Raw genomic sequence first — 12,488 nt, forward strand, 5'->3', positions numbered from 1 at the left:
CTTATTCTCCTTTTTTTATATTAAAAAGTAATTTCTTACATCTTTCACAAAAGTAAGCTGATTTTACATCGGTATCATAAAGAGAATTGGAAAAATGCATCACGCATTTTTTATCTAAACAATGACCCAAATAAAAAAGATGCCCCAACTCATGGGTTGCTTCTTTCTTTAATCTCTCGATAAAAAGTTTTTCATTTTCAGGTTTGCCATAAAACTGCTGTCTTAATCTTGTAAGGGATATTATTGATGTGCCTGAATAGGGATTTGCAAGTCCAAAGATAAAATTAAGTCCGCTTGAATAAAGGTCAACATCTACAATAAGAAGCCATTTTTCATTAGCATTTCTTTTATTTTTTTCGGCTTTTCTGAGAATTTCTTCTCCTGAGTACTGTCTCCTTCTTTCATTGTAAGCAAAACTTAAATCCACTGAGTGTGATGTCAATTCTACATCCAAGCCAAATAGATTTTGAAGATGATTTTTTAATTCCGCAAGATATTTATTATTAATCTCACATAGAAGAAAAAGAAATATTTTAAATTTTTTCATGGTCTCTTTAATTATTTTAGTTTAAAATTTAAAATTCTTAATAGAAGCACTGGCTTTCGCTCCTCAGATATTTTTGGACATTTCTAAACTCGCTCAATCCAGTTTCTTTATTACAGAAATTTTAATCTAAAATTAAAGAATTTTTTTCTTACCTCTTCTATAGCAAACAAAAGCAAAGCAAAAGGAATTAAAACAAGCCAGACATTTAAAGGAATGGGATAGGTTGAAAATATGTTATTTCCCACTGGATGATATACAATGAAAATCTGCAGGATGATTTCAACAAGTATCCCCGCTAAAAGAAGCTTATTTGAGAACAAACCAAGGCTGAAAACTGATTCTCTGAAGGAGCGGGATACAAAGCCATTTGCAATCTGTGTGAGAACTATTCCTGTAAGGCATGCTGTTGTTGCCTGCATATAAAGAATGTTGTTTGAAGCTAAGGCTTGTCCCCATTGCCATTCTCCTGTTTTTAAAACATAAAAATATCCAAAAAGCCCTGCCGCAGCTTCAATAGGTCCTAAAATTAAAAATACTCTTAAAAGAAGTTTCAGAGTTAAAAGCCTTTCTTTATGGCTTCTTGGAGGTTGTTTCATTACCTCTTTTGTTGGTTTTTCTGCTCCAAGAGCAAGTCCTGGAAGGATGTCTGTTCCAAGGTCAATTGCAAGAATCTGCATAATTGTAAGAGGTAGAGGAATTCTGAAAATAGCATAAGCAATATATGGAACAAGCTCAGCTACATTGGAGGTGAGAAAGTATGATATGAATTTTCGTATATTTTCATAGATTGCTCTTCCTTCTTCAATGGCATTAACTATTGTTGTAAAGTTATCATCAAGCAGAATTAACTCCGCAGACTCCTTTGCCACATCTGTTCCGCTTCCCATGGCAACTCCTATGTCTGCTTTCTTAAGAGCAGGTGCATCATTTACTCCATCTCCTGTCACTGCAACTATCTGACCAGATTCCTGAAGAAGTGTAACAATTCTTAATTTATCCTTTGGTGTCATTCTTGTAAAAAGAATTTCCTTTTCTTTAAGTTTTTCCCTAAGTTCAGAGTCAGTCATTCTATGAAACTCTTCTGCCTCAATGATAACCGGAGCATCCTTTACAAGCCCTGTTTCTTTTGCAATTGCAAGGGCTGTCCTGCTCGCATCTCCTGTTATAAGAATTATTCTTACTCCTGCCTCATGGCATTTATTAATTGCTTCTTTTACTTCAGGTCTTGGTGGGTCTTCAAGTCCAATGAGTCCAACAAAGAGCATATCTTTCTCTGGCTCGTCCTCTGAATAGGCAAAGCAGAGAACTCTTAATCCCTCATCCATCAATGAATAGTAGGCATTATTTATTTTCTCTTTTATCTCTTCGTTTATTTCAACTTTTTCTCCATTTATCAAAGCATATTTACAAAGGGGTAAAACTGTTTCAACAGCTCCTTTTGTAAGTGAAAGCTTAACTCCATCAATAACATTCACTGTTGTCATTCGTTTTCTTTCAAAATCAAAGGGGATTTCAGAGACTCTCTCTGATACTAAATCTCCGATGTTTTCCCTTGCATACCTTAAAAGTGCAACCTCTGTTGGGTCTCCTCTGTATTGTCCTTCAACAAACTTCGCATTATTGCAGAGATAGGCAATTTTTAAAAGCATCTTTAATGTTTCTGGATTTTGATTTAACATCCACAGCCTTTTAACTTCCATTTTGTTCTGGGTGATTGTTCCTGTTTTATCAGTGCATATAACTGTAATTGAGCCAAGAGCTTCAACAGATGTGAGTTTTTTGACAAGTGCATTTCTTTTAAGCATTCTCTGGCTTCCAAGAGCAAGGGAAAGTGTGACAGTTGGAAGCATCCCTTCAGGAACAAGGGCAACAATAACACCAATGGCAAAGATAAAGTTTTCCCAGAAACTTCTTCCAATTGTGTGTCCTATTATGAAAAATATTAATCCAATCAAAGTGGCAACAAGGGCAATAAATCTTGAAGTCCTTGCAATTTCTCTTTGAAGTGGAGTTGGCTGAATATGAACAGTTTGTGTAAGATGGGCAATTCTTCCAAATTCTGTGCTCATTCCTGTTGCAAAAACAACTGCCTTTCCATTGCCTGAGACAACTGTAGCGCCTGCAAAGGCAATGTTTTTGCTTTCAATTAAATCTCCTGATTCAGATTCATGAGTTAAAACAACAGGGACAGACTCTCCTGTAAGTGGAGCATTATTAACTGTAAGGGAGTTTGACTCAATCACCCTTGCATCAGCAGGAACTTTATCTCCTTCTGAAAGAATGATTAGGTCTCCGGGAACGAGTTCTCTTGCAAGAATTTGTTTTTCAGCTCCATCTCTTATAACTTTTACATAAAAAGGAAGCATGAGTTTAAGTTTTTCAATTGCCTTTTCTGCTCTGTATTCCTGCACAAAGGCAAAGATTGCATTTATAACGATAACTCCTATAATTGCAAAACCAAGATGACGCATTCCTTCACCTGGATGAATCCAATCAGAAATAAAAGCAAGGGCTGCTGCGAGCCAGAGAATTATTGCAAGAAAGTGGGTGAATTGATTTAAAAATTTTAAAATTAAGGGAGACCTGCGTGCCTCTTTAATTTCATTGAAACCAAAATGAGAAAGCCTTCTTTTTGACTCCTCTTCTGCAAGTCCTGCCTCAGATGTATCAAGAAGTTTAAAGAGTTCTTCTTTAGTAGCCTCTGTTATTTTCATTCTTTATGATAGGGCTTAAAAATAATTAAATTGCATGGTGGATTTTCAATTAGTTTAGTTACAGGGTCAGGCTTAAGCATCCTTAAAAATCCGCTTTTTTCTTGTTCCACTACAAGAAGTTCAATTTTTTTGGAAAGAGCCTGAAACATTACTGTTTTTAGAGAGAATTTATGAAAAACCTTGCTTTCTATCTTTATCTCATGCTTTTTTAAAATTGAAAAGAGCTTCTCAATGTTTTCATCGTTTCCAAAATAGTTGATATACACTCTTGCATGGAAAATTTTTGAAAGATTTTCTATAAAAATAGCCTTTTCTTTAAGATAGTTTACCTTGCCTTTCAGAATAAAAAGAATCCTCTTAGGAGACAGTTTCCCCATATTAATTATCTTTACCATAGCAATTGAACAAGGAAGCTTTGAAATTTGTTTAAAATCATCCGAGGGCACAAAGGCGATGTCTATTTTTTCTTTTTTTATAATCTCTCTTAGTTCTTCAAGCCTTTCACCTTCTTTTATGATGCATTCAACTTTAATATTGTTCTTTTCTGCCTCAAGAAAAACTCTTTTTAATGTAGCTTCAGCCTTTTCAAACTTTGCTTCCTTTTTATGAATGAAACAAAGATAAAGTGAAGCATTGCCTATTTTTGCAAACTTCAAAGCATACCTTGCAACACTCTCCGATGTGAGCCTCTCATCCACCTCTGCCAGAATTTTTTTATACATAATCAGTCCTCTTTTAGTTGTCTTAATTATTTTAACTTAAAATAAAAAATGGTTTTTTGAAAAAAGTGAAAAGATTAATTTAATAAAAAATTTAGTAAAATACTATATGTTGTTTTAAAGCTTTAATTTTGAGTTTGATTTATTTATTGTTATGAAAGATAAAAGACCAGAAATTCTTGAAAAGGCACCTTTACAATATACCCCAGAGAATGAGTTGGGAGTAGTGTTTCTGTTTTCACATATTGTTAAGAAACTACGTGTTAGGGTTGAGAGTATTAGACCTGAATTCCCTGATTGCATTGCATATCAAAAAACAGCACACGGCGAAAAAAGGATAAGAATTGAATTTGAATTTCGTTCAAGCAGCTTTAAAAATCACAAGCATTCAAGTAGATACTGTGATTGGATTGTTTGTTGGGAACATGACTGGCCTGATGTTCCTCAAAAAATCAGGGTGATAGAGCTAAAAAAATATTTTGGAGTTGGCTTTAATGTATGGATTCAACCAGTGGTTGGTATAGAACAACAAGAATGGCTTTCAAAAGTCAATAAAGCAAATTGGGGACTTTCAAAGCGTGCTACAAAAGGTGACTTATTGTTAATGTATCATGCTAAACCTGCAAAGTGCATTAAAGACATTTTTATTCTTGATGATGAATTAAGAAGGTGTAAAGCAGGATGGAGAGAGGGTTATTGTTATGCTGCTTTGATTAAACGAATTTGTAGTTTAGATAGCCCTATATTCTTGGAAGACATGAAACAGCACAGAATTTTAAAGACTTCTTCATTCATCAGAAGAAACATGCAAGGCAATCTTAATGCAACTGAATATTGGCCCTACTTATACGAAATAATTATACAAAGAAATCCTAAAGTAAAGAAAAAACTATTAAAATATGCTCCTGAAAGAATATAACCAGTAACGGAATATTGACATTACACGTTTTTTTATTTTGATTCCATTCTTATCACACTACACAATTTCATTTGAAAAAATTAGAACTATACTGTATTGCATGGGGACTGATAATGATTTGATAAATATGTCAATAAACCTAAAAATAAGGATAAATAGAAGATTGAAATAATCTCAACCAAAGGTTTGCGATCACTTATGAGCGGAAGAGTAATTTCCCGATCACTTTTTTGATTTTCTGAGCGGATTATAATATAATTAAATTATGCTGAAGCATCATCACCCATCCAAGTTACCTGTTGAAATAAATCCAACAGAATTTTATAAAGAGCTTACGGAAGCTGCTTTAGAATTAGGGAATTTAAATGGATTACAATATAATCTTCCAAATCCTACCATACTGATTGCTCCTTTAATTACAAAGGAAGCTACAGTTAGCTCAAAAATTGAAGGTACACAAAGTACTGTATCAGATGTATTAGAGTTTGAAGCAACAGGTTTGCCCAAATATGCAGATACAAAGGAAGTAGCAAATTATAAAAAAGCAATGTTATTAGCGACTAATGAAATAGACAATGGACTACCAATAACTTTAAATCTTATTAGAGCGACTCATCAGATTTTACTCGAAGGGACAAGAGGAGAACAATATAGAGGTAAATTCAGAGAGAATATTGTTTGGGTTGGAGTAGAAAATGCCACTATTGATAAGGCGGATTATATCCCACCTGAACCAATATTAGTGCAGGAATATATGGAAAATCTTGAAAAATATCTCTTAGAAAATAAGGAACATCCATTGATAAAAATTGGAATAACTCATTATCAATTTGAAGCAATACATCCTTTTAATGATGGAAATGGAAGGATAGGGAGATTATTGATTCCTCTGTATTTATATTGGAAAAAAATTTTATTTCAACCAATTTTATACATAAGCGGTTATTTTGAGAAATATAGGGATGAATATATTAATCACCTCAAAAAAGTTGATAAAACAGGAAAATACGAAGAATGGCTAAGATTTTTCTTTATTTCACTTAAAAATCAAGCCAAAGAGACTCAAGGATTAATTTATAAAATTCTTTACCTCAGAGAACAAATAAAAGAAAAAATTGAAAAAATGAAATCACCTTATACAGATAAGGTTTTAGAAACAATGTTTTCAAAGCCTATTTTTAAGAGTAAGGATTTGCACATAGAAGAACCTACTGCAAGGCGATTACTCTCTAAATTTGTTGGAATGGGAATTTTAAAATCCATTGCTATTAAGGGAGTAAAGGGAAAGATTTACCTATTTCCGGATTTAATAGATATTTTATCGCATTGAAATTCCCTCATTATCAATCATTAATTTAAAAGAGATTCTGACTATTGATGAGGACATAGTATCTACTTGCTATACTTTAGTAAGTCCCAGAGCAAACCTTTTCAATTACCTCCACCTTTTTCATTGAAAAGTCCTGTGAACATAATTTTTCTATACATGCCCGCTCTATTTTTCAATGTTATTTATTTCGTAAAATATTGATATTAAAAAACATCTTTAATTATCTTAATTTTTGTTATGATAATAAAAATTGTGGAGTGTTAAAATATGCAAAAATTAAAATACGCAGAAATAAAAGAAAAATCTCTCCTAATAAAAGAGCAAGCATTAGACTATAAAACTCAGCAGTTCATATTAAATAGCAATCTAAAGAATATAAAGAAAGATTATGGTATATTTTTCACCCCTGAATGGCTCGTTGATTTTATGGTTAACCTTATTGATATTGATAAATTGTCCAGCAAAGAAGACATCTCCATATTAGAGCCAGCATGTGGACTTGCACAGTTTTTGTTTGGAATAAAAAGAAATCATTCTTCATTGTTTGAAAGGGCAAAGCTTATCGGAATAGAGATAAATCAAGAAGTTATAAATTATTTAGTGAGTTTTGATATTAGTAGTAAGATTGAACTTATTAAAGAAGATTACCTTTTATGGGAAACCGACACATCTTTTGACTTAATTATCGGCAATCCACCTTATGGTATACCCAGTCTGTCTGAACACTATACAATAAAAGTAGAGCCTGAAATAAAGAAAAAGTATAAAACCTTATATGAAACATGGTATGGAAAATACAATGTCTATGGAGCATTCATTGAGAAATCGATCAAGCTTCTTACGCCAGAAGGACAGTTAATTTTTATTGTTCCAGCTACCTTTATGATTCTTGATGAATTTAAAAAGCTAAGAAAATTTTTATCTCAGAATGGCGGCACAGCAATAATTTATCTTGGCTCAGATGTTTTTAGTCCTGAAGCAGATGTTTCATGTGTGATACTTGATTTTGTTAAATCTAAGGAGTTTGTTAACAGAGTTGAGATTTTAGAATATCACAGAAACAAGATAAAAGCAGTAAAAATAAACTCTAACTGGCAGGGAGAAGTGATTACTTTTGAAACAGATTATTCAAAAAAGTTAGATCACAGCTGTTCCCATAAATTAGGAGACATTTATGAAATAAGAATCTCTCCAAGAACTCCAGAAATTAAAAACAATCCTTATATTGTGAAAGCAGAATTTTTGAATAAACAGAACTATTTACCTCTCCTAAATGGTAGAAATTTAAAATGCAATGAAATTATTTATGAGAATCTTACTGGCTACTGGATTAAAAAAGCTGATATAAATAAGCTTAGAGGATACTTTAATATACCCCACATAGTAGTAGGGCTTGGTTTTAGAGAAAATGGAAGAGTAGCGGCAGCATATGATGAAAAATGCTACCCTTGGATGGGAGATGTTTATCACCTTATAAGAAAAACCAATCTATTCAACCTAAATTTTGACATGTCTGAGCAAGAAGTCGTGGAATATTTAAATTCAGATTATGTGAAGCGTTATGTAAAAGATATATATAGAGAAATTACATACCATTTGAGTATCACCCAATTAAAAAACCTGCCTTTACCTAATAAAAAAGAATGGAAAAGGATAAAAAAGGAGATATCATTATGAAAGAGCCTCTTAAAGATTTACAAAGATTCAGGGATTTTTTAAGTTCTATACCCTTAGACAAATACCGCGAAGAATTAAAAAATATTAAATGGGTGGAGCAAGATCTACCAAAAGAAATACTCCCACTGAGTTCAATATTCAGATATTACTGGGAGGAAAGAAATTTTTTAAATTTTGAAGAATGGTTTGAGAATTTCTGAGGGTTTCAGTGCTTACTCAGTTGGATTTTTGCTATTTATTTGAATATATCTGTGACAAAGAGAGTAAAAATTTAAAACTTGAATGCAACTCTGAATTAGATAGAAAAGGAATTGATGCGAGAGTAAATGAAATAAATTTTCAGATAGCTAAAATCACTCAAAGAAAAGAAGCCCGTAGTGCAAGTAAAAAGAAAAGTTTAATCACAATTCCTTATGCGGTTTTTAATTTAGAGGATTTTGAAAGAAAAATTGGAAGTAAAAGAGTCAAGGATAAAACAGGTTATCAAAATTCTTTGGAAGCATTTAAAAAATATTTTATCAGGCTTAATAACGGCTTTGTTGTCTTTCATGAAAATTATCTTAGAACCATAATAGAAAATATAAGTGATATTGAGAAGTTGAAAAAAGTGGTTGAAGAAATCTCAGAGGAGTTAGCAGGAGGATAATATGGGCAAAAAGAGAGCATTTTATGACAAAAAAGACCATAGCAAAGTAATTGGAGAATATTATAAATTATTTGATAGGTATGATGGCACAAATGCAAAATCAATAAAAAATCAATTAATTCGTTTGATTCAGAAAGACCCTTATTTTTTAGATTCCTATTTGTTACTTTATGAAGTATTACGTGATGAAAAAGACTTTGAAGAGGCTGAGAGGGTTCTTGACGAAGCTTATAAAAAAGCAATGGAATTAATAACAGATAAAAATGACAAATGGCCTGATATCCTTGAATGGGGATGGTTAGAAAATAGACACATTATAAGAACTATTTTAAATAAAGCTATCTCATTATGGGAAAATAATCATATGGATGAAGCTTTAAATTTATTCAGAAATCTTTTAAAAACGAATCCCAATGATAATGTGGGTGCAAGATATTATATATTGGCTATCAGAATGAATATGAGTCTGGAAAAATTCGAAAAAAGATTTGATAGAGGTGGTTATCATGATAATGAATTACCGCAATGGTTTGAAAGAAATTATAAAAAGTTTCCAGATGAATTTGATTGGTGGGAAAAAGCTATCAAAAACTATGAGTAGATGACCACACCTTTTCAATCCATTCCTTCTTTTTTCCGATGTCAATTAACACAACTTCATTGCCAACTACTGAAAACATTAATTTTACCTTTTAAACTACCTAATTCCCCATTAAATTTTTTTAAATTGAGACCATTGTCTTGAAAAATTTAGGAATTTAGGAAATATCTCAGAAAATTGATAAGGTCAGATAAAAAAGGATTTTCTTATCAGCTATATTCCTGTTACCTTTCCTGTTTGTAAATCAACATCTATTGTTCTGAAGTTTGGAGTAGAAGCTGTTCCCGGCATTAAGCTTATTTCTCCTGCAACAGGAACAATTAGTTTTGCTCCGTAAAAAACTAATATATCTCTGATAAATAATTGCCAGCCCTCAGGAACTCCTCTTAAAAGCGGATTATCAGAAAGACTTAGATGAGTTTTTGCTATGCATATAGCAAAATCTGAAAATTCTTTCTTTGAATTAATTGATTGAAGTTTCTCTAAAGCAAGAGGAGAGAACTCTACTGAGTCTGCTCCGTATATTTCTCTCGCAATCAACTCTATTCGTGAAATATGTGGCAAACTATTTTCATAAAGAAAGTTAAAGTTTGAATTGTTTTTGCAAGCATCAATTACAAAGTCTGCAAGTTCTAAAGCACCCTGCCCTCCCTTTTGCCAATGTTCTGAAATTGCAACTGGAATGCCCATTTCTTCACAGAATTTTCTAACAAAATCAAGCTCTTCATGGGTGTCAGACTGAAATTTATTTATACACACAACAATGCTTAATCCAGATTTTTTAATTATTTTTATATGATGAAAGAGATTTTTCATTCCTCTTTCAAGCCACTGCATATTTTTTTCAATATATTCCTTCGGTAATGGATTACCAGGTATAATTTTGGGTGAATCTTTATCTGCACCATGATATTTTAATGCCCTTAATGTAGCCACCAAAACTGCCACATCTGGTTTCAAACCTGATGTCCTGCATTTTATATTCCAAAATTTTTCAAAGCCGATATCAGCTCCAAATCCACACTCTGTTACGTGATACTCATTCAACTTGAGCCCTACCATATCTGCAATGATTGATGATTGTCCTATGGCAATATTGGCAAACGGTGCGGCATGAACAAATACAGGTTGTCCTTCAATGGTTTGAATCAAATTCGGATTGAAAGCTGGAAGCATAAGAGCAGACATAGCTCCACTTACTTCAAGGTCTTCAGTAGTTATGGGATTACCAGTTTTTGAATACGCAACAACAATGCTGCTAATTCTTTTTTTTAATTCCTTCAAATCTTTTACAAGGCTTAGAATTGCCATTAATTCAGACGATGTAGCTATGTCAAATCTTGATTCCATAGTAATGCCATCTTTTTTCCCACCAAGACCAATTACTATTTTTCTTAATGCCTGAACACAAAAATCAATAACCCATCCCATCTGAACTCTTTTTGGGTCAATATCAAGTCTTCTTAACCCCCGTTTTTTGAGAATTTCGTCTGAATAATTAGCTTCATGAAGCATTCTTGATGTCAGGGCAACCATAGCAAGATTGTGGGCATTCATTACTGCATTTATATCACCTGTAAACCCTAAGGAAAACTCTGTTCGGGGAATGCATTGGGAAAGTCCTCCCCCTGCTGCAGAGCCTTTTATATTCATAAGAGGACCTGCTGAGGGTTGCCTTATAGCACAGCTTACTTTTTTACCTCTTTTCCCAAGTCCCTGAGTTAATCCAATTGTTGTTGTTGATTTGCCTTCGCCAAAAGGTGTAGGAGTAATAGCAGTAACGATAATATATTTGCCATTAGGATTGTTTTTTATTCTACTGTAAAGTTTTCTGTAATCAATCTTAGCAATATAAGACCCATACGGTATAAGTTCTTCTTTTTTTATATCAAGCTCTTCAGCAAGCTGAAATATTGATTTCATTCGTTTTTCAGCTTCTTGAGCAATTAACCAGTCAGGACATGATACTGGTTCTGGAAGCATAAACTCTCCTGAATTATTATTTTTTGTTTTATTCTGATGGATTATCTATGTCTGCAAGATAATCCTTAAGTTTCTCCAGTAATGAATCAGGCAAAATTTCATCGTAAAGTAAAGCATTCATTTCCTCTACTGTCAATTGTTCCTTAATATCTCTTGGAAGCATTTTTACTATAGCAACTCTCATAGGATCAGGTTTTTTTTGTTCCATTTTTGACTCCTTTTATTTTTAGCAGGTTAAATGAAAAGCCCCTGCCACGTTTTTGCCTTCATCCATAAATTGATTAAATAAATCCACTGCTTTTTCTGTATTGCTGACAAAAGTTTCAATTCCTTTTTGTTTGAGTTCTTCTATTAAGCTTGCAGGAACACGCATTCTTTCATATGCACCTGTTCCTACAACAAGAATGTTAACATTATTTTTCAGTACTTCAGCAAGGTCTTCTATGCAAAGACAATGTCCTTCTTTTCTCCACCAGGAGGGAAAGATTTTATCAGGAAAAACAATAAGGTCTTGTGTATATTCATTACCATCTACTACAATTTTTCCAAATGAATAATGAGTTATTTTCATATTAAGCACCTCCTTTAAAGAGTTGGCGGGAGCGTGTGGGAATCGAACCCACCCTGCCTGTTCCTCACAGGCAACACTGGATTTGAAGTCCAGGAGGGACACCAGAACCCCATACACTCCCGATATAGAATTTTACAGGATTTTGAAGAATTTTGCAAAGATAAAAATTACTGCAGAAAGAATTTATCTCTTAGATATCGCAATACATCATCATACGCAGATGGTACAACAAGAAAAATTTCTATATCTTTTGGCAAAGGAAGTTTAATTCTATCCTGTTCTCTTAGTATAAGGATTGCTGATTCTCCTTCCTGAAGACTGCTTGAAATTTTGTTTCCTATTTCCTCAATTCTTTTTTGGCTTATTTTATTAAAATAATCAAATATTTTCTGCATTACAGCATTGGTTTTAACAATTCTAAGACAGTTTCCCCAATCAATAAATTCTCCAAATATTTCAGGGTCTTCAATCCCTATAATAACCGCACCTTCTGAAACTTTTTTCTCTATAAATGGATATAAATAAGGATTGGTTTCTCTTATTACATCAATTGCTTCCTGCCCTTCAATAAAGATTGTCTCAATAAAAATTTTTGTAACAAACCCTAATTTTTCAAGTTTTTCAACATGAATAAGAGCTTCCTGCCAGTATTTCTCAATTATATCTTTTAGTTTTTCATCTTCTTCATCAAAAACAAAAAGATTTGGAATACAAAAAAGCCTTCTTTTGCCTTTGAACTCATCTATACTGAGTCTTTGTATTTTGCCTAACTCTACCATTT

The 12,488-nt window shown here is 32.8% G+C and carries 13 protein-coding genes and 1 tRNA gene; 6 read left to right on the forward strand and 8 right to left on the reverse strand.

Features of this window, described 5'->3' with window-relative positions; genetic code table 11:
• Window position 1: 1 nt before the first annotated feature.
• The 3 genes from FLY87_RS08015 to FLY87_RS08025 form a co-directional block, all read right to left on the reverse strand.
• Window positions 2-547 (reverse strand): archaemetzincin family Zn-dependent metalloprotease, encoded by a 546-nt coding sequence (locus FLY87_RS08015; protein WP_141266801.1) that lies wholly within the window; start codon window positions 545-547, stop codon window positions 2-4.
• Window positions 548-657: 110 nt separating this feature from the next.
• On the reverse strand, window positions 658-3,261 hold the full coding sequence (locus FLY87_RS08020) for a cation-transporting P-type ATPase (protein ID WP_141266803.1): 2,604 nt from the start codon (window positions 3,259-3,261) through the stop codon (window positions 658-660).
• The gene (locus tag FLY87_RS08025; RefSeq protein WP_141266805.1) at window positions 3,258-3,983 is read right to left on the reverse strand and encodes a universal stress protein; all 726 of its coding nucleotides are present in this window, start codon (window positions 3,981-3,983) and stop codon (window positions 3,258-3,260) included. Before FLY87_RS08025 ends, FLY87_RS08020 begins: the two co-directional genes overlap by 4 nt.
• A 151-nt stretch (window positions 3,984-4,134) precedes the next feature.
• Here FLY87_RS08025 and FLY87_RS08030 point away from each other — a divergent pair, with 151 nt between their 5' ends.
• From FLY87_RS08030 to FLY87_RS08050, 6 genes are all read left to right on the forward strand, one after another.
• The gene (locus tag FLY87_RS08030; protein ID WP_141266807.1) at window positions 4,135-4,899 is read left to right on the forward strand and encodes a hypothetical protein; all 765 of its coding nucleotides are present in this window, start codon (window positions 4,135-4,137) and stop codon (window positions 4,897-4,899) included.
• A 265-nt stretch (window positions 4,900-5,164) separates the two neighbouring features.
• A complete protein-coding gene (locus FLY87_RS08035) occupies window positions 5,165-6,229 on the forward strand; it encodes a Fic family protein (protein ID WP_141266809.1) in 1,065 nt (354 codons plus the stop codon).
• A gap of 267 nt (window positions 6,230-6,496) precedes the next feature.
• Entirely contained in the window at window positions 6,497-7,906 is a 1,410-nt protein-coding gene (locus FLY87_RS08040) for a TaqI-like C-terminal specificity domain-containing protein (protein ID WP_141266811.1), read from the forward strand.
• Window positions 7,903-8,106 (forward strand): TaqI family restriction endonuclease, encoded by a 204-nt coding sequence (locus FLY87_RS10235; protein ID WP_219995005.1) that lies wholly within the window; start codon window positions 7,903-7,905, stop codon window positions 8,104-8,106. Before FLY87_RS08040 ends, FLY87_RS10235 begins: the two co-directional genes overlap by 4 nt.
• 8 nt (window positions 8,107-8,114) lie before the next feature.
• Complete coding sequence (locus tag FLY87_RS08045; RefSeq protein WP_219995006.1) at window positions 8,115-8,552, forward strand: TaqI family restriction endonuclease; 438 nt, start codon at window positions 8,115-8,117, stop codon at window positions 8,550-8,552.
• A 1-nt stretch (window position 8,553) separates the two neighbouring features.
• Window positions 8,554-9,153 carry a hypothetical protein gene (locus FLY87_RS08050; RefSeq protein WP_012545563.1) on the forward strand — a complete coding sequence of 200 codons (600 nt, stop codon included), beginning with the start codon at window positions 8,554-8,556 and terminating at the stop codon, window positions 9,151-9,153.
• Window positions 9,154-9,366: 213 nt separating this feature from the next.
• Here FLY87_RS08050 and FLY87_RS08055 read toward each other — a convergent pair whose 3' ends face one another.
• From FLY87_RS08055 to FLY87_RS08075, 5 genes are all read right to left on the reverse strand, one after another.
• Complete coding sequence (locus FLY87_RS08055; RefSeq protein ID WP_012546634.1) at window positions 9,367-11,136, reverse strand: formate--tetrahydrofolate ligase; 1,770 nt, start codon at window positions 11,134-11,136, stop codon at window positions 9,367-9,369.
• Between the two features lie 28 nt (window positions 11,137-11,164).
• Window positions 11,165-11,344: a hypothetical protein gene (locus tag FLY87_RS08060; protein WP_012545090.1), complete on the reverse strand. Its 180-nt coding sequence runs from the start codon at window positions 11,342-11,344 to the stop codon at window positions 11,165-11,167.
• An 18-nt stretch (window positions 11,345-11,362) separates the two neighbouring features.
• Complete coding sequence (locus FLY87_RS08065; protein WP_012546371.1) at window positions 11,363-11,707, reverse strand: Mth938-like domain-containing protein; 345 nt, start codon at window positions 11,705-11,707, stop codon at window positions 11,363-11,365.
• 23 nt (window positions 11,708-11,730) lie between these two features.
• Window positions 11,731-11,828: transfer RNA gene (locus FLY87_RS08070), tRNA-Sec, on the reverse strand.
• Between the two features lie 46 nt (window positions 11,829-11,874).
• Window positions 11,875-12,486 carry a hypothetical protein gene (locus FLY87_RS08075; RefSeq protein WP_012546107.1) on the reverse strand — a complete coding sequence of 204 codons (612 nt, stop codon included), beginning with the start codon at window positions 12,484-12,486 and terminating at the stop codon, window positions 11,875-11,877.
• Window positions 12,487-12,488 lie beyond the last annotated feature (2 nt).

It is taken from the genome of Thermodesulfovibrio sp. Kuro-1 (assembly GCF_006538445.1).
GTDB lineage: Bacteria > Nitrospirota > Thermodesulfovibrionia > Thermodesulfovibrionales > Thermodesulfovibrionaceae > Thermodesulfovibrio > Thermodesulfovibrio yellowstonii.